We start from the raw sequence: 18576 nt of genomic DNA on the forward strand, positions 1-18576 counted from the left end.
AACCTGTTCATCATGTTTCTCAAAGGTGCTTACTGGAGCGATCGCCTCTTGGGGCTACTCCAAAGGAGCATTGTTCTTGACAGAACTGTACTCTGCCCTATCTCCATCTGCCTGGTCTACTGGAATCTCGTTGTTCCGCCGTGCTGCTCTGTGGCTCAGATACAGCAAATTCCGATGTTATGAGGTACAATAACAGCACTTAGTGAACCAATTTTTTAAATGTTGAGGATTCATCAAGTCGAGAGCAACAGAGATAACTTTATCAACCATTTCGGTTGTAGTTGGAGAAAAAGTACGTAAAAAAGATTTAAGTTGTGACCACCATAATTCAATGGGATTAAAATCAGGAGAATATGGAGATAAACACAAGACTTTTGCACCTACAGATTCAATCATTGGTTCGATTGATGCTAGTTTATGTGCCGGTAAATTATCCATAACTACTACTGCTCCCGGCCATAATTGAGGCAATAAGAACTTCTCAATAAATCCTTCAAAAGCTAGGCTATCCATTGAGTTATTTATTGTCATTAATGCCACAACTTTTTTAAGACTTATTGCTCCAATCACCGTAACTTTTGCTCCCCGGTAAAATGGCTTCATTTCATATACTCTTGTTCCCTTTTGTGAACGTGCATGCGTTCTTGCTAAACCCAGTATTACCCCTGTTTCATCTAAAAATACCAAGTTTTCTGGCTCTATCTCCTTGACTTTTTCCCAATATTCTACTCTGAGTTTTTGAACTCTTGGAGTTGCTGCTTGGCTACTCCGCAATGTTTTTTTTTGCGATTTAATCCTAATTTTTGTAAAGAACGACACATTGCCGTCTGACTCACCCAATTACCTGTCTTTGCCGCAAATAATTCACAGAATTCCACTATTGTTGCATCCGGATTCTCTGACACTAGTTCTCTTAACTCTAATTCCGCATTTGTCAGATGACTAAATCGTGGCTTACCCGGTTTTAATGGTTGTAAATTACCATGACTTTTTTGTTGCTTTACTAGCTTTTGTACTAAACTTTTGCTCACTGCAAATCTGAGTGCTACTTGACGAATCGAGATTTTTTCCTCAATATGCGCTGCCACTATTTTTTCTCGAATATCTACTGAATATGCTTTCATGACAGTATTATCTTTTGATTTTATTAATACTAACTGTACCTCATAACATCGGAAACTGCTGTAAGTTAACCAAGAGGGCGACAAAAATGAGTGGCTGTCTTTTCCAAAAGCACGCTCTTTACCAATGCCACCCGATGCAGGTAGCAACCAATTTACGAAACTGAGTAGATTGGAAAATAACCCTGGAAACAGAGCATAGAACTTAGCAGAAATCCAAGCTGGAAGCGGCACAATCAATTCTGCATCACCCCGTCGAGCCGCCGCTATGGTTTGGCGAGCAACATTCTCAGCGCTGGTCGAAATGAAGGGCAATGAATCGGCAATACTGAACCAGGCAAACTCTTTACGGTGCTGACCTTTCACAATGACATGCTCCACAACGCCTGTGCGGATGAAACCGGGACATACGGTTGTGACAGCAATCCCTTCTTTTGCCAGTTCTGTCCGCATCCCTTCGGATAGACCGGTTAAGGCAAACTTACTGGCACAATAGGCCACCATATGTGGGGAAACGACTTTACCACCAATCGAAGAAATATTAACAATCCGTCCAGCCTGCCGTTGTCGCATGGACGGTAGAACGGCATAAGTGGTGTAAAGCGGTGCCCAAAAATGCAACTTCATTGTGTCGTCGTAGTCCTCCATCGTCATGTCATCCATTGGACCCACAATGTCAGTACCTGCATTGTTAATCAGGATGTCGATCGCTTTGGAGCGATCGCGTACTTGCTGCACCATCTGCTCAACCTGGGTTCGATCTGTCACATCACAAGGCAAAGCCAGAACCTCTGCGCCTCGTTGTTCTAGCTCAGTACGCGCCCGTTCCAGTTCTGTTGTGTCACGCGCACAGATTGCCAACCTTACTCCTGCTTGAACCAACTGACGTGCCAGAACCAGACCTAACCCCCGTGAACCCCCTGTAATGAGTACGGTCTTGCCATTTAGATTGTATATTCTTTCCCGCCACCAGCGATCTAACAAAAGCGAACTTAGCAATGTACCGATGATGGCTGCTGTAAGAATAAGTAAATTCTGATAGTTTGCATTCATAAAATAGGTAGCTCCTGATGATTTTGCTTCGGGTCATTAGTAACGTATTTAAGGTTATGGCGTATTTTTCAATAAACTTAATGACTGAAAAATACGTCATAACCCGTGGTAGAAAACATCATTGCTTGGGTTAGCAATTGTTCAAAGGGCGTTGGGAATTAACAACCCACTTTTTAATTAACTAACCTAAATCAGTGCGCTATTTTTGAAGGCTTGTACTGCCAGCACTCCCAACGCTACAGTTCCTAAGGCTACAATACTCCACCTTGCTGTTGGATGTGTTGCTAACCACGTAGAAACGCTTGGTTGTGTTTTTTCGCCAAAATCACCATGAACCCGATTGAAACCTGAAATAGGCTCAATTAGATTGTCAGGCGCGTCTTCTGTCTTGGGTTCCGATGTCTTTTGCAACTTAAACCCTATTTGCACCAATAAAGCATCCATTAACTGGGGTGAAAGCCGTTGTAGGAAATTCATAACTTGTCCTGCATCGCCAACGACGATATCACGCGTTGGGTTTTCAGCAACATAAAGAATCGCGTCTGCTACAGCTTCTGGCTGATAGAACGGTGGTAGCCCCTGCGGTTTCACACCCAACTTTGTGCGGGATTTGTTAAACAAGGGCGTGTTAATTGAGGCGGGCATGACATTAGTGACGCTAATGGGCAATTTTTCGTGCATCAACTCAACCCGCAAAGCTTCTAAAAAACCATCGATTCCATGCTTGGATGCACCATAGGCACTGTGGAATGGAAACGATCGCCTTGCTTCTACTGAAGAAATATGAATCAGCGCCCCTCGCCCTTCGCGTTTAAGATGAGGTAATGCCGCCATCGCTCCGTACACCTGTCCCATTAAATTTATATCAATGACGCGCTTAAATTCCTCTGGAGTTGTCTGCTCAAAGGTAGCGTAAAGATTGACGGCAGCACAGTGTACCCAAGTATCGAGCTTTCCATATACTTGAATAGCTTTGTCTGCAATAGCTTTAACTTGCTCGAACTCAGACACCTCAGCGGGTACAGCAATTGCTTTGCCACCTATGTTCGCTATTTCGTTTACTAAGGATTCTAGCCCCTCTTGGCTGCGAGCAGACACAACCAGAGATGCTCCTTTTTTGGCAAATTTCCGAGCTGTCTCCCGCCCGATGCCACTAGAAGCTCCCACAATTGCGACAACTTGCTGATTTATCGGCTTGAGTTGCATTCTTTATGACTCCTTTAATACTGAGTTGCTTGAAAAAGAGTTTGTATCAGGTATAGGGTGTAGAAGTACAAAATAATTTCTAAATAGAGTTAGGCAGTACATGAGAATTATGATTGGCAAATGACTCATTATTCTCCTTACACTTGTACGAGAGCTAAGTATTGCCCCAGAAACAAACAAAGAGTAGCTCACCAAAATTGAAAATACTAAAACTTAATAAACCATAAATGAAAAAGCAATCTCAAATTTTTATTCAGTACAAAAACTTTTGCTTATAAATTTAAATACATAATTTAGTATATGCTTGATTTTGTAGCCCTAATAAGTATCATAGATGCCTCTAGATTTCCCAACTTCTACCAGAGGAATAGGTTCATTATTAAGTTAGCTTGTGTGTAGGGATACAGTTAAGTAGGTGCAGGTAAATAAACTAAAAATGACTGTATGAGAAGATAGCTATTTAATAGAAGAGCGTGCTAACAATACTCAAGTTAGCGGAAGCCAAATTAACTCCCCTCAAGTTAGCCTCACTCAAATCGGCACCACTGAGGTTAATCCCGCTCAAATCGGAAGTAATTCCCTGGCGATAGGGTTCGTCATAAGCCCCAACATCAAAGCGACGGTGGACACCACTAAGATTAGCTCCCTTGAGATCGACCCCGCTAAAATCTCTCTCTCCGGCAGCGTAACGTTTAAGCAATTCTTTACCGTTCATAATTTACTTTTTGTACCAATTAACACATATAGAAATAACCTACTAAACCTCTTCGATCCCAATACTACTTAGTTAAGCCATTGTTTCCTCCCCTACGCCCCCTGCTTGTCCTGATGAAAAATCTTGTTAACTCAAGCAGTATTGGAATGGGATTTAAGTTAACTGCATTTCCCCCCTCTAAATACTGCTTTTCAAGCAATCGCTCACCCATTGGAAATTCACAACTTATTAATATAGACGCTAAATGCCTTTCGTCTTCGCTTTTTTGCGTCAAGGATTCAGTGATATTGCAAAAATCTTAAAATCCTTAGTCTGCCTATTATGCGGCTGGAACTGTTCAATATCACATTAATGCAGATATCATGTATGCTCTGAAAAAGTATGTTGAAACGACAGGGGATGAGAAATTTCTCTTCAAAGAAGGGGCAGAGATGTTAGTCGAAACGGCTCGGATGTGGTAGAATATTAGGCTATTTTCTCAGCGAAGGGGCGGTCAGTTCTGCATTAATGGTGTTACAGGACCCGATGAGTACAACACTGTGGTCAATAACAATACCTACTGTGGGAATTCCGGTATCGGTAGAACTGAAACCTGTTTTTGAACTTGAGGACTGATTCTTGGTTTTGGTGCATTAACTCAGGCACAGCTCGATCGAGCCTTTGCAAAACTTAAAACATTCTCTCTTAGCACTAAAGGCGATCGCAGCCAACTGCGTTAAGTTACCGGTTATTCCGTGGTTTTTGAGAAACTAGTTTGTAATTTTTTACAAACTACACTTGCTTTTGCTATAAAACTATGCAAAATTATTAGAAACAAATTACGGCAACTTTATCAAATTACCGTATTTTTTAAGTTTAATAACACAGTAACTGACATAGAGTTTACACGATATACATTGTTGGAGGTCTTTTTTGAGATGGATTTTGAAACTCGTGGAATGCATTTAAAACTGGAAAGGCTAAAGAAGTCCTTTGGGGCAAAAACAGTCTTAAGAGGATTGGACTTGGATATCATGCCAGGAGAGTTTGTAGCCATTGTAGGTCGCAGTGGCTGTGGTAAGAGTACAATGTTACGCCTAGTTGCAGGGCTGGATGCTCCCACGACAGGGAAAGTGTATCTAGATGGAAATCAAGCGCACGGTCGTCTTAATTCAAAGGTGCGAATGATGTTTCAGGATGCACGCCTTTTGCCTTGGCAGAGGGTACTGGCAAATGTGGAATTGGGTTTGTTTAATTCAAAATCTAAAGTGTATGCAAAACAGACTGCCTTGCACGTTCTTCGATGTGTAGGTCTTGAAGATCGCGCTCATGAATGGCCATCTGTGCTTTCCGGCGGACAGCGCCAACGGGTAGCTTTAGCAAGAGCATTAGCTGGTAAGCCCTCGTTATTACTTCTAGATGAACCTCTTGGAGCCTTAGATGCTCTTACCCGTATTGAAATGCAGCAATTGTTAGAAGATTTGTGGCAAGAACAGAAATTTACTACCCTCTTGATTACCCATGATGTCGAAGAAGCCGTTGTTCTGGCAGATCGAGTGGTATTAATTGAAAACGGGGCGATCGCATTGGATCAAAGAATAGCCCTTCCCCGCCCCAGAGCAAGAGGAAACGCAGTGTTTGCTCAGACAGTGGAACATATTCTGCAACGCGTGATGGGTCAGCAGCAAGAACAAAAAAGCGATCGCGAGCTAGTGGAAGTGATTAATTAGCTCAAAAGACTGAGAGAACAAGAGTCATACCAATGCTCGATATCCAATTATCAGTCATTACAACAACAGAGGAATTGGTTAATGGTTCAACTCCTAGATACTCAAGAGTTTCAAACAGTCAAAGATTGGCTTGCAATTGCTTCTTCTCTATCTCAAGAACTCGCTAAAACAGCAGTTGAGCGAGACGCCCAAGCAGGATCTCCAGATGTAGAAGTGCAGCGACTGCGTGAAACTGGTTTATTGCCCTTGATAGTTCCAAAGGAATACGGTGGTATTGGAGCGACTTGGGTAGAAGCTTTGAAAATAGTCCAAGAACTTTCTAAGGCTGATGGATCTATTGGGCAGTTGTATGGTAACCATCTAAATCTCACAGCTTTAGGTTATGTTGCTGGTACAGCCGAACAAAAAGACAGGTATTATCGGGAAACTGCTGAGAAGAATTTATTTTGGGCTAATGCGATTAACACGCGTGACACCCGCCTAAAAATTAGTCCAGATGGCGCACATTTTCGTGTTGATGGTGTAAAGAGTTTTGGTACTGGTGTTGGAATCTCCGACTTGCGAGTGTTTGCTGCAATCCAAGATGGTGTTGAAGTACCGCTAACTTTTGTGATTCCCAAAGAGAGAGAAGGTGTCGTGTCTCTTCAAGATTGGGATAACTTTGGACAAAGGCGAACAGATAGCGCTACTTTTACATTTCATAACGTTTTGGTCTACAACAATGAAGTTTTGGGATATCCTACTCCTCCTGATAATGCTTTTGCTACATTTTTGGGAATCATCGCTCAATTAACAAAAACTTATGTATATCTTGGTATAACTGAAGGAGCTTTTACAGCAGCAAAACACTATACATCAACCCAGACAAAACCTTGGATTACTTCAGGGGTGGATAGAGCTACATTAGATCCTTATATTTTGCACAACTACGGTGAATTTTGGACAAAACTTCAAGCTGCTACCACCTTAGCCGATCGCGTAGCTCTACAAGTCCAGCAAGCATGGAATAAAGGAGTAGAGTTAACGATTCAAGAACGGGGAGAAGTTGCGCTCGCAGTTTTTTCTGCCAAAGCCTTTACAACCACAGTAGGGCTAGAAATTGTCAATAACATCTTTAATGTTACGGGAACTCGGTCTACTGCCAATCAATATGGCTTCGATCGTTACTGGCGGGATTTGCGTACCTTCACCCTTCACGATCCAGTAGATTACAAGTTTCGCGACATAGGGAATTGGGTACTAAACAATGAGTTACCGATTATTACTCAATACAGTTAACAGCGAGCAGTAATTAGTAACTAAAACATCACTTTTGCTTTTTCCTTTGCTCTTCCAACAAAGGGTGTTTTTAAACCACCCTTTTTCCTACATTTTAATTTTTTTAAGCAGCAAGAGATGTTACTTAGAATGATGAAAGTTTCAAGAGCAGTCATTGCGTTCAAAAGATGTTTTAACAGTATGAATGTTTAACTACTTTCCCCAAAGGACTGTTATTTGTTTTTAATTAAGAAGTTATAAATCTATGGAAAATTTCGACTAACTCAGGATTGTGATAACACTTAAAATAAATAATGGTACAATATACTTGTTATTCAAAAAGCGATCGCACACATATTTCATCTTTTTGGCTAACTCTTACAGCTTGTCTGTTTATGTGGGTATTGCCTCTAACAGGCTGTAGCTCGCCAAGTCGTAGCAATACTCAGCCTCAACAAACCAAAGGCAACTCCAAGCTAAAAGTAATTAACATCGGTCATCAAAATGGAACTCCAGGTCTGAACCTTCTAAAAGCAAGGAAAAATTTAGAACAGCGCTTTATCTCAGAAGGCATTGCTGTTAAGTGGATCGAATTCCAAGGCGGTCCACCTATGATGGAAGCGATGGCAGCAAATAGTGTAGACATAGGTAATGTCGGTAATTTGCCACCGATTTTTGCTCAAGTGGGAAATAATCCCATCGTTTATGTTGCGGCTACGGGTTCTAATGCAGGTGCTCAAGCTATTATCGTCAAAAAAGATTCACCTATTAAAAGCCTTGCCGATCTAAAAGGAAAAAAAGTTGCAATACAGAAGGGAACCGCTCTCCATTACTTAATTTTAAAAGTGCTGGAGAAGGCGGGATTAACTCTCAATGATATTCAACCTGTTTACCTCAGCATTCCAGAAAGTCAAGTAGCTTTTGAAGGAGGTAAAGTTGATGCTTTGCCTATTGGAGATCCATATCTAGCTAAGAAAGAGTTAGCACAAGAAATACGCGTTCTTGTTAGGGGAAATGAAGTTGCTCCTCAACGAGCTTTCTATATTGCTACACGCACTTTTGCAGAAAATCATCCCGAGCTTGTACGGGTGATATTAGAAGAGCAAAAAAAAGCGGAAGAATGGGCAAAGGCTAACCCAGGTGAAGTTGCCAAGTTATTAGCAGAGCAAACTAAATATGACACCACTGTTGTGGAATGGGCTTTAAAAAAACGGCCTTATTTTGGTGTATTTGATATGACTGATGAGTATATTAACGAACAACAACAAGTAGCCGATCTGTTTTACAATCAAAAGCTGATTCCAAAACCAATCCAAGTTAAAGATGATGTATGGGTAGCTCAGTTCTCAAAAATTATCCCAAACACTTCTTCTCAGAAAAATTAGATTCTGAATTATCCTTCTTAAATAGGAAATCAGAGAACATTCAGTTGTAATTTATACTTTGTATGAAAAAGGAACTCAATTATGGTAGCCTCTTCTAGTGTTTTCAAATTGCAACTATTTCCTAAGAAAAAGCCACGGCGGGTTGAGGATGAAGTTTTGCTTAGCCCCATAAACGAGATTTCTGAAAAGACAAAAGTAGGAGAAGTAGAAGAAATTTCCTCCTGCGATCGCATCGATCGTACAAACTCAATGTACCAGTTAGGGTTAGGTAATCTCACTCTTTTCTTATTTGACACTCATCCCATGTCTTTACAAAAAAAATTGTCAAAAGAGTTAGTGCAATTGCCTGCTAATAAGGGGGAAGATATTGGAATAAATTTCATTTTTAGCGCATCACTTTTAGTGATACTAGGCTGTTTAATTGCACCTTTAGCTATACCGGGGCTGAGCCAACAAAATCAAGCCTTACGGAAGCCAGATACAGTCATGATCCATTAACTCGAATTTGGTGTTGGTGGAATTCTTGGAAAAAAATGATTCATGTTATGAAAATAACAGACTTATATAGCAATTCTATTTGAGATCGGAACAAGGAGGAGGTGTTTGTAAGTCAGTTAGGACTGCTATAGATCTCAGAGTTAGAAATTATTAATGACGAATATTGTTGCATTGTAGTTTTGAAATTATTGGATTGGAATTAAGTTCAGTATGCAAAATTTGAAAAAAAAATTTAAATTGTGGTGCAATTCGCCAGTCACTCGCCGTTCTCTACTTTTTGGATTCGGTTATAGCTTAGTACTTTCTACAACTTTGCTAAGTTGTAGTTCGCAACCACCAACGACAACTCAACAGCAAGCACCAGCAACTAATACCAGTGCTCAGAAAGTAACTGACACTAGCAGCGGTAAAGTCATACGTATTGTTCGTTCAAAACAACTGACGCCTTTAGCAGTTTTAGAAAAGCAAGGTACTTTAGAAAAAAGATTGGAACCTGAAGGTGTTAAAATCGTATGGTCAGAGTTTGCAGCAGGACCGCAACAACTAGAAGCCCTTAACGCAGGTTCTCTTGATATTGCTTCGACTGCTGAGTCACCTCCCGTTTTTGCTCAAGCCGCAGGAGCACCGCTCGTCTATCTCGCGACAACTCCTTTTAATGGCAAAACAGTTTCGCTACTAGTTCCTACTAATTCTCCTGCCAAAAAGATTGCCGATCTAAAGGGTAAAAAAATTGCTTTTCAAAAAGCATCTATCGGTCACTATCTCTTAGTCAAAGCACTGGAAAAAGACGGGTTAAAATTAAGCGATGTGGTGTCTACTTATTTACCGCCACCTGATGCTAATGTGGCATTTAGTCAGGGAAAAGTAGATGGTTGGTTTATTTGGGAACCATTTGTCACAAGAACTGAACAGAAGAAAATAGGTCGCGAGTTACTAAATGGTGGTGAGTTAAGGGATACTGGTAACTTTTACTCCACATCACGCAAGTTCTACCAAGAAAACCCGGAACTGATAAAAATATTTTTTGAGGAACTGCAAAAAGCAGAAATTTGGTCTAAAAACCATCGTAAAGAAATGGCACAACTTCTTGCTCCAGTGACTCAACTAGATGTTCCAACATTAGAGAAAATGCACGGAAAATATGAATGGGGATTGAAACCAATTACCGAAAAAGTCATCAACAAGCAACAAGAGGTTGCAGATATGTGGTACAGTCAGGGCTTGATACCTAAGAAAGTCAATGTGAGAGAAGGCTTTCTCAGTCCTGAAGAGTACGCACAAATTACTCCTCAAGAAGTTTTAGCAAGACAGTGAAGAATTATTAGTTGACAGATCATCAAAATAGGGTAAATATCATGCCTGCATTAACCTTAACAGAATTTAAAATAACTGCACTAGATGCTCCTTTAGGTGCTGTAGTCACTGGATTAGACGCTAGCAAACCTGTTGCGCCAGAGGTGATATTACAACTCAAACAAGCTTTGCGCGATCGCCACATTCTCATTTTTAAAAATCAGAATCTTACTGATGACGAACTCTTAAATTTTGCTTTTTACTTTGGTTCTCTGTTCATCCCACCAGATGACATTCCAGTACTGGCTTCCGAACCAGGGGTGACTCCAGTTGTCATTCCCATTTCTAATGTCGATGGTGGATACACTGGTACTGGCGAACTTGCTTTCCATTCAGATCACCACTGGACTCCTTACCCTTCAAGTGGATCGTTGCTCTACGCTCTTGAAGTCCCTCCTGAAGGTGGGGATACCTACTGGTTAAATCTCAATTTGGCTTACGAAGAGTTAGATAAAGCAACAAAGCAAAGAATAGCTAACTTACAGTTGATTACATACAACCCGTTCTTAAGAGATCGCAGCCAGCCAAAACCAAAGTACCGTTTTGATAAAAGCATCCCCCCGATCGGCCCTGTTTTTCCCCATCCCTTAGTTAGAACTCACCCTGAATCTGGTAAAAAGATTCTTTACCTAGACTATGCAACAGAGGTAGAAATTGTGGGCTTAGATCCACAAGAAGGATCGGAACTCATTGAACAATTAAGACAACATCTCAATCAGCCCCAGTTTTACTACAAACACAAATGGTCTGTAGGCGACATTGTTTATTGGGATAACCAAGCTACGTTGCATTACCGTCAAGCATTCGATCCCAACTACCGACGTGTTATGAAGCGAGTCAGCCTTGCTGGTAGTCGTCCTTTTTAAGGTGGGAATACAATGATTGTCAAATTTGTTCAGTCAAAGTTGCCCTTAGTTTTATTACTGATAACTCTTACAAGTTGCGGGACAAACACTGGCAGCAATTCAAATCTTCAGAGCGTACAAAAGAGTCAAAATCCAACAGCCGAACAAGCTTCCGATAAGGTTAAACAAACAGAAATTCGCATTGGATTCCAAAAAGGAACAGCTTTTTTAAATATTGTTAAAGCTAGAGGTAGTTTGGAAAAAAGATTGGGTTCTTCAGGCGTTACTGTCAAGTGGAGTGAGTTTTCTCAAGGACCGCCCATGATGGAAGCGATGAATGCTGGAGCGGTAGATATTGGGGTTGTAGGTGCGCCACCTCCCATTTTTGCCCAAGCAGCAGGAACACCAGTGGTTTATGTTGCTAGCAGTTTACCCAATAGTAGGGGACAAGTCATTTTAGTAAAACCAAATTCTCCCATTAAGACAGTTACCGATCTCAAAGGGAAAAAAGTAGCTGTCGGTAAAGGAACAGCGGGGCATTATCTTATAGTAAAAGTTTTGGAAGCAGCTGGACTGACACTTAAAGGCATTCAGCCAGTTTATCTTTTACCGCCAGAAGCTCGGACTGCTTTTGAAGGAGGAAACGTTGATGCTTGGGTAACATCTGACCCTCGTTATGCTGAAGCGGAACGAACAGGAAAAGCACGTCTTCTTGCTAATGGTGAAAAAGTGGCAGAACAACGTTCTTATTTTATTGCCACTCGCTCTTTTGTTGACAAGCATGCAGATCTTGTCAAGGCAATTCTTGAGGAACAGAAAAAAGATGAGGATTGGGCAAAGAGTAACCGCAAAGAAACTGCCAAAATTCTAGAAACAGCAACAGGAGTTAAAGCAGAAAATTGGGAATGGTCTTTTCAAAGACGACCTAATTTTGGTGTGGTCTATATGGATGACCAAATAGTGCAAGAACAACAGCAAATGGCAGATCTCTTTTTCAAGTTGAAGTTAATTCCGAAACCAGTTCAAATTAAAGAGGCTGTTTGGACACCGCAATCTTCGTAAGGAAGTGGAGATGGGTTTAGGGACAAGGAGGACAAGGGGGACAGAGGGTAGAACTTTATTCTTTGTATACCTCTGGTGGTTATTTCCCCAATTACTGGATTTTTCAATAAAACTGAATTAAAGTGAGGAGTTTCATAACAATTATGGACGAACATTTTTTACAACAACGCCGCAAATTTTTAAAAAACTTTGCACAATACTCTTTATTAGGATTATCTAGTTTTTCAGTTCCCCTTATTGGGGATTTTATAGAGAAAGGGCAAGCACAAACAAAACCTTCTGGATTTAAGACAAATACAGTCCGAATGGGCTATCAAACTTCTGGGGATATTGTTAGACTCAAAGGAGTCTTAGAACCACGTCTTCAAGCTTTAGGAGTTTCTGTAGACTGGGCACCATTTCCAGCCGGTCCTCAGTTGATGGAAGCCATGAATGCAGGTAGAGTTGATATAGGTAGTGTGGGGGAAACACCACCAATCTTTGCTCAAGCGGCTGGCGCACAACTTGTTTATATTGCAGGGCGCAAACCCAGCAAAGGTGAAGGGAGTGGCATTATAGTCAGGCAAGATTCTCCTATTAAGCAAGTTGCAGATCTGAAAGGTCGGAAAGTGGTTTTTCAGAAGGGTTCAGCTTCTCATTATTTATTATTAAAAGCTTTACAAGAAGCAGGCTTAAAATTTAGTGATGTTCAACCCATTAGTTTGACTCCAGCAGAAGCCCGTGATGCTTTTCTACAAAAGAAAATTGATGCTTGGGTGACTTGGGACCCCTTTTATGCTTTTGTACAAAAAACAGCGAATGCTCGCACTTTAAGAAATGCGGGTGGAATTGCAACGCAAGGTGGTTTCTATTTATCCAGACGTGATTTTGTGACACAAAACCCCGAACTTGTGAAAGTGGTTTTGGATGAGATCGACAAGTTAGGACGATGGGCTGAAGCTAACCCCAATGAAATTGTCAAATTGCTTGCTCCCGAACTTAAGCTCGATCCATCTATTCTGGGAGTTGTCGTTCGTCGGCGAACTTATAGTTTGAGGAGATTGACACCGGATATTATTAACCAACAACAGCGTATTGCTGATGCTTTTTATCAAGAAAAAGTGATACCTAAAAAAATTGATATCCAGCAAGCGATCCTCACACCACAGCAATATGCAGCTATTACGCCTCAAAGATTGTTGAGTCAGAGGTAAGGGACAAGGTAGACAAGGGGGACAAGGGGGACCAAAGGGAGACAAGGAAGACAAGGAAGACAAGGAAGAAAGTTCTACTTCATCTACCCCCTCTCCCTCATCTCCCCAATCCCCAATCCCTCAATTTTGAACTAAATAGGGGAAGGATAACAAAATGGTAGATGTTTTTTGGTACTTGCCAACTCAAGGGGATGAACGCTATTTAGGCACAAAAATTGGTAGAAGGGAAGCGACTTATCCTTATATGTCTCAAATCGCCCAAGCTGTGGATCAACTCGGTTATGGCGGGATGCTGATTGGAACGGGACAAAAACAGGATACTTGGATTGTCGCTGCTTCTTTAATTCCTGTTACACAACGTTTGCGGTTTCTCGTGGCTTTTCGTCCATCGATTATGTCACCTTCCTTATCTGCGCGGATGGCGGCTACTTTTGACCAAATCTCTCAGGGGAGAATTATTCTCAATGTGGTGACTGGTGGTGATGCAGAAGAATTGGCTAAGGATGGAGTGTTCTTATCTCATGATGAGCGTTATGAATTAACTGATGAATTTTTGACTATTTGGCGATCGCTCATGCATGGAGAAGAAGTACACTTTAGCGGTCGTCATGTGAAGGTTGAAGGAGCAAAACTTCAATTTTCACCCGTACAAAAACCACATCCAACTTTATATTTTGGTGGTTCTTCAGATGCAGCAATTGAAGTAGCAGCAAAACATACTGATGTCTATTTAACTTGGGGTGAACCACCACAACAAGTTGCTGAGAAAATAGCGAAGGTGCGGCGATTGGCTACAGAACATGGCAGAACTGTCCGGTTCGGTATTCGTCTGCACGTTATTGTTAGAGAAACAACCCAACAAGCTTGGGATGCGGCTAACGATCTGATTAAATATTTAGATGAGAAAACTATAACTGCTGCTCAACAAAAGTTTGGGCGATCGCAATCAGAAGGTCAACGCCGCATGGTGGAACTCCATAAAGGCAATCGCGAGCAATTAGAAATTAGCCCTAATTTATGGTCGGGTATTGGCTTAGTACGTGGGGGTGCAGGGACTGCTTTAGTAGGAAATCCTGACACAGTTGCTGCACGAATGTTGGAATACACTGACTTAGGAATTGATACCTTTGTGCTATCAGGATATCCTTCTTTAGAAGAAGCTTATCGAGTTGCTGAATTAGTCTTTCCACGCCTTCCTTTAAACTCTCTTCCCACTGTCAAATCGCAATCTGAATTCGATCCTTACAACGAATTTGCTTCCGCATCTAATTCCACATCGAATTTACTCCAACCACAACCAACAGCTTCCTAGAGGTAACAATGACACTCGCACTCAAATTAAAATCCAATTTTTGGCACAACCGACACGTTCAAACCATCATTCCTTGGGGCGTACCCGTACTCATACTAGTCGTTTGGCAGCTTTTATCTACAATAGGAGTGATCCCTGCTAGAATTTTGCCCGCTCCTTTAGGTGTTGTGGGTGCTGCTATTCAACTTGCTAAAAGTGGAGAACTGTTCAGAAATATCAGTATCAGTGCCATTCGGGCTATATCAGGCTTTATAGTAGGTGGAAGTATTGGGTTTACTTTGGGTTTGCTGAATGGTATCTCCCCTGTTGCAGAAAAGTTGTTAGACACCTCTCTTCAGATGCTCCGCAACATTCCCAATTTGGCTTTGATTCCCCTAGTGATTTTATGGTTTGGGATTGGTGATGAAGCCAGACTATTTCTCGTGTCTTTGGGTGTTATGTTTCCCATTTACTTAAATACATTTCACGGGATTCGCAGCGTTGACCCAGGTTTAATTGAAATGGGTAGAGTGTACGGTTTAAATCCTTGGGCTTTGTTCTGGCGAATTATTCTTCCTGGGGCAATGTCTTCAATCCTAGTTGGTGTACGCTTTTCATTGGGAATTATGTGGTTGACTCTGATCGTAGCTGAGACAATTGCAGCTGATTCTGGGATTGGTTACATGGCAATGAACGCCAGAGAATTTATGCAAACAGACGTGGTAGTACTGAGTATTTTATTATACGCTCTATTTGGTAAATTAGCAGATGTGGTTGCTAGAGCGTTAGAAAGATATTGGCTGCAATGGCATCCCAGTTATCAAAATGTTTAGGAACAAATATTGCTGACCGATAAACGATCGGTCTATCATCCCTGTTGAGACGCGCTATGGCGCGTCTTGTTGTATTTGCTACAATTAGCAAGAATGCGAAAAGCCCTTGATGAATAGCACGATTGTGGAGAAGTAGTTCATAATTGTTTTAATGCTTTCAGGTTGCTACAGTGTCTGACTCTTTGCCATTGCGCGATCGCTACCTCACTTTAATTGATGAAATTGTCCAAAGCACCCTTAAGGGCAAGATTAGCTCTCAAGAACAAGTGTATCAAATGTTACTAAAAGGGGTGACTGCAGGGACGGGAGAAGTTTTTGAATTGGTTTTGAGCGATCGCCTCAACTCCACTCAGCAACAAGTCGATACTGAAAAAGACGAACTCAAGCAAGCTAAAGCAACCCGCAGTCTCAGGGCAATGAAGACTATTCAGAGTCAATGGCAACGCGCCGAGCAGCAAAACAAAGTCGCAGAGGCGATTACGTCCGCAGTCAAAGAAATTACTTCGGCTGACTCAAGCGGGCGTTTAGCTGCATTCTTAAGAGCAAGCGATCCCAATCGGAAAAATCCCCTCACATTACCGCAAATCCAACAAGTTTCAAAATCTCTACAGCAATTTGCCCAAGCCAATCCCGATTTTAAGCAAATTTCAGAAGGCATTACCCGTGGTGTTACATCTTGGCAACGGCTACAGGATCATTTGATTAGCTGGATGTACGAACAAAGCCGAGGAACATTGGGATTTGGAGGTGTACCGGGAGAACAAGGTCCTTGGGCAACTTGGGCGAAGCAGGTAAACAGTGAGATACCCCAAGCACTGTTTCGTACTTTAGCTATGGAACAGTCTGCCATTGATTTTGCCCAACATAGAAGTGGTATGAGCCTCAGTGATTGGGTAGAAATTGCAGTGATTTTGCAGTCTTTACAGAAAGGGTTAGTGAATTGGTTCGATCAACAACCCTACAATGTAAAAGCTGGATCGAATTTGTCAATTTCAACTTACTTAACCTTTGCAGTCATTTGGAGTTTACTTGCAAACGGATTTAGCAATACTGCACCCGTGTATAGCGCTGCTTGTCATCAAGTCATGCTCCAGATTTTACGAACCTTTGCACAACGTCCGTATTTCCCTCTATATGGAGGAATTTTTGCTTCCTTCTCTGGCAGCTATTTACGAGATGCCCTAGATTATTTGAACGAACCACTACAAAATGCAGAAGGAACTCAAGAAAAAGCCAGGGTATTGACACTTTTAGGTTATTCGCAGCGTGCAATGGGTCAGTACCGACGTTCCTCAGAATTTCACTCCGCAGCGCTGGAAATAGCACGCAATGCAGGCGATCGTGCTTGTGAAATCGCCAATTTCAATCACCTCAGCCGTACTTGCGTTGCGGAAAAAATGTACGCAGAAGCAATTAATTACAGCCAACGGGCATTAATACTGAGCCGTCAGACAGGCGATCGTACAGGGGAAGCAAATGCTCTGGTGAATTTAGGTTACAGCGAAGTCATGCAAGCACAGCAGACAGAACAAACAGAACCAGAAACCTATGAAATGGCGATTAACTATTTGCAACAAGGCTTAGCATTATCAGAGAGATTGGGCGACCTACAAAGTAAAGCTTTATGTTTCAGCAGTTTAGGTATTGCTTACTTAGTTATAGGACAACCGCAAGCAGCAATTAAACATCTAGAAGACGGCTTGCAAACAGCACAAATATCTGGTGATTTATACCTTCAAGGTTTGAATTTAGCTAATTTAGCAGAGGCTTACTATCAACTGCAAAATCCAGAACAAGCAGTTTATACTGGGGTTTTGGGAATGTATTTGTTAAATCAAATTGCATCAAATGAATGGCGAAAAACGGCGGGTTTACTTACAATTTTGCAGGGACAGATAGGAGCAGAAGCATTCAGTCAGTTACTACAGCAAAACCGTTCTAAAATTATTTCTGTCATTGGAGTAGATGGTTACGATTACATTCCTCAATTGTTAGATGAATATAGAGGTTAATCCGAGATGTGAGATAGCTATAGAAGAGGAAATTAATCCTGAAAAATTATATTTTGTCTAAGTTTGAGAATTTGTTACTTTCTTGTACGCTTGGCTGTACTTACCGTGTCACTTCCAATTTTAAGGTAAGTTCGACGGAACTAAAACACAGCAGGAGGCAGTGCAGGTAAATCTTTTGGGTAAATGTCAACAGAAGATTTTTTGGGCAAATAGGTATAAGCAGCCAAACCAGCCATTAAATTCACCAAAAAGTTAAATTGACGTTAAATGGACCCTTCGGGTTCGCAGTTGCTTCAACGGGGGGAACCCCCCGCACCGCACTGCTCACTCCGATGCCGAGAGTGTTCTATTTGACATTCCGCGTATCCCGCTACAATGCTGGTAGCTCCCAGTGATTCCCTCTTAGTAGTTCTTATGGGCAGAGCTTCCCAACTAAAAAAAGAAATCCGTGAAATTGATAACGAGATGCACAAACCAGTTACTGATGACTGGACTGACTGGCTCTGTGTTATGCCCACGGTCCCTGACCAAGTTCGGTTGTGGCATAATCGTCCGTTGCGTGCAAACCTTGACATTATTGCTGCTTGCAAATCTGAGAATTCAAATACACAGAACTTGTTTGAAAAGGTAAACAAAATTCTTGCGAGGCTAGCACCTATTCCAATTTATGGCTACTATTATGGCGGCTACAATTATACTTACCAACATCAAATCATTTGTACTACCTCATCTAATAAAATAAAGGCTATTGAGTTGGGATTGCGAGCTAGTGGAATGTTTGCTGTTGATGAGTCACTCTCAGACATAATTAAATATCCCAAGGGTGAGCAAGTCAGACAATTTATGCAAGAGACACTTCAAGATTGTAAAAGTTACATTTTCAGTTTTTGGGAGAGTGGATATATATACAATCTGGGTTATCTTCAAACTGGCGATTGGCTGGGATTTAAGCATAGGTTTTGGTGCGAATACAATCCCTAAAACCCTAATATAACAATGCTGTTGCACCCCAACTTTGTTGAGATTGTTGGTTTGCAAAAATA

General features: G+C 41.5%; 16 protein-coding genes and 2 pseudogenes. 13 read left to right on the forward strand and 5 right to left on the reverse strand.

Features of this window, described 5'->3' with window-relative positions; translation table 11 throughout:
* Positions 1-177: 177 nt before the first annotated feature.
* The 4 genes from AB0756_RS07840 to AB0756_RS07855 all read right to left on the reverse strand — a co-directional run bounded on the left by AB0756_RS07840 (position 178) and on the right by AB0756_RS07855 (position 4095).
* Positions 178-774, reverse strand: a complete 597-nt coding sequence (locus tag AB0756_RS07840) for an IS630 family transposase (protein ID WP_202048575.1) — start codon at positions 772-774, stop codon at positions 178-180.
* Positions 726-2174 carry an SDR family NAD(P)-dependent oxidoreductase gene (locus tag AB0756_RS07845; RefSeq protein WP_202048586.1) on the reverse strand — a complete coding sequence of 483 codons (1449 nt, stop codon included), beginning with the start codon at positions 2172-2174 and terminating at the stop codon, positions 726-728. The genes AB0756_RS07840 and AB0756_RS07845 overlap by 49 nt, the downstream gene beginning before the upstream one ends.
* A 186-nt stretch (positions 2175-2360) precedes the next feature.
* Positions 2361-3380, reverse strand: coding sequence for an SDR family oxidoreductase (locus AB0756_RS07850; RefSeq protein ID WP_038077961.1), 1020 nt, complete (start codon positions 3378-3380; stop codon positions 2361-2363).
* Positions 3381-3840: 460 nt separating this feature from the next.
* Positions 3841-4095 (reverse strand): pentapeptide repeat-containing protein, encoded by a 255-nt coding sequence (locus tag AB0756_RS07855; protein WP_050046406.1) that lies wholly within the window; start codon positions 4093-4095, stop codon positions 3841-3843.
* Positions 4096-4433: 338 nt separating this feature from the next.
* Between AB0756_RS07855 and AB0756_RS07860 the strand changes: the two are divergent.
* From AB0756_RS07860 to AB0756_RS07915, 12 genes and pseudogenes are all read left to right on the forward strand, one after another.
* Positions 4434-4697, forward strand: a pseudogene (locus AB0756_RS07860) (hypothetical protein); the annotation flags it as partial.
* A 315-nt stretch (positions 4698-5012) separates the two neighbouring features.
* A complete protein-coding gene (locus AB0756_RS07865) occupies positions 5013-5804 on the forward strand; it encodes an ABC transporter ATP-binding protein (protein ID WP_038077997.1) in 792 nt (263 codons plus the stop codon).
* A gap of 81 nt (positions 5805-5885) precedes the next feature.
* Positions 5886-7082, forward strand: coding sequence for an acyl-CoA dehydrogenase family protein (locus AB0756_RS07870; protein WP_038077959.1), 1197 nt, complete (start codon positions 5886-5888; stop codon positions 7080-7082).
* A 293-nt stretch (positions 7083-7375) separates the two neighbouring features.
* Complete coding sequence (locus AB0756_RS07875; protein ID WP_167844627.1) at positions 7376-8446, forward strand: sulfonate ABC transporter substrate-binding protein; 1071 nt, start codon at positions 7376-7378, stop codon at positions 8444-8446.
* An 81-nt stretch (positions 8447-8527) separates the two neighbouring features.
* Positions 8528-8944 carry a hypothetical protein gene (locus AB0756_RS07880; RefSeq protein WP_038077957.1) on the forward strand — a complete coding sequence of 139 codons (417 nt, stop codon included), beginning with the start codon at positions 8528-8530 and terminating at the stop codon, positions 8942-8944.
* A gap of 210 nt (positions 8945-9154) precedes the next feature.
* Entirely contained in the window at positions 9155-10258 is a 1104-nt protein-coding gene (locus AB0756_RS07885) for an aliphatic sulfonate ABC transporter substrate-binding protein (RefSeq protein WP_038077956.1), read from the forward strand.
* A 41-nt stretch (positions 10259-10299) separates the two neighbouring features.
* Positions 10300-11163, forward strand: coding sequence for a TauD/TfdA dioxygenase family protein (locus AB0756_RS07890; RefSeq protein ID WP_038077955.1), 864 nt, complete (start codon positions 10300-10302; stop codon positions 11161-11163).
* A 12-nt stretch (positions 11164-11175) separates the two neighbouring features.
* Positions 11176-12204, forward strand: coding sequence for a sulfonate ABC transporter substrate-binding protein (locus AB0756_RS07895; RefSeq protein WP_038077954.1), 1029 nt, complete (start codon positions 11176-11178; stop codon positions 12202-12204).
* A 143-nt stretch (positions 12205-12347) separates the two neighbouring features.
* A complete protein-coding gene (locus AB0756_RS07900) occupies positions 12348-13397 on the forward strand; it encodes a sulfonate ABC transporter substrate-binding protein (RefSeq protein WP_038077953.1) in 1050 nt (349 codons plus the stop codon).
* A 154-nt stretch (positions 13398-13551) separates the two neighbouring features.
* The gene (gene ssuD, locus AB0756_RS07905; protein WP_038077945.1) at positions 13552-14709 is read left to right on the forward strand and encodes an FMNH2-dependent alkanesulfonate monooxygenase; all 1158 of its coding nucleotides are present in this window, start codon (positions 13552-13554) and stop codon (positions 14707-14709) included.
* An 8-nt stretch (positions 14710-14717) separates the two neighbouring features.
* Positions 14718-15521, forward strand: coding sequence for an aliphatic sulfonate ABC transporter permease SsuC (ssuC, locus tag AB0756_RS07910; protein WP_038077940.1), 804 nt, complete (start codon positions 14718-14720; stop codon positions 15519-15521).
* Positions 15522-15691: 170 nt separating this feature from the next.
* On the forward strand, positions 15692-17533 hold the full coding sequence (locus AB0756_RS07915) for a tetratricopeptide repeat protein (protein ID WP_038077938.1): 1842 nt from the start codon (positions 15692-15694) through the stop codon (positions 17531-17533).
* A 140-nt stretch (positions 17534-17673) separates the two neighbouring features.
* Here AB0756_RS07915 and AB0756_RS40005 read toward each other — a convergent pair.
* Positions 17674-17790, reverse strand: a pseudogene (locus AB0756_RS40005) (IS982 family transposase); the annotation flags it as partial.
* A 157-nt stretch (positions 17791-17947) separates the two neighbouring features.
* On the opposite strand from AB0756_RS40005, the gene AB0756_RS07920 reads away from it, so the two are divergent.
* A complete protein-coding gene (locus tag AB0756_RS07920) occupies positions 17948-18514 on the forward strand; it encodes a hypothetical protein (RefSeq protein ID WP_137986475.1) in 567 nt (188 codons plus the stop codon).
* The last annotated feature ends 62 nt before the right edge of the window (positions 18515-18576 follow it).

This window comes from Tolypothrix campylonemoides VB511288_2, assembly GCF_045999855.1.
GTDB lineage: Bacteria > Cyanobacteriota > Cyanobacteriia > Cyanobacteriales > Nostocaceae > Scytonema > Scytonema bouteillei_A.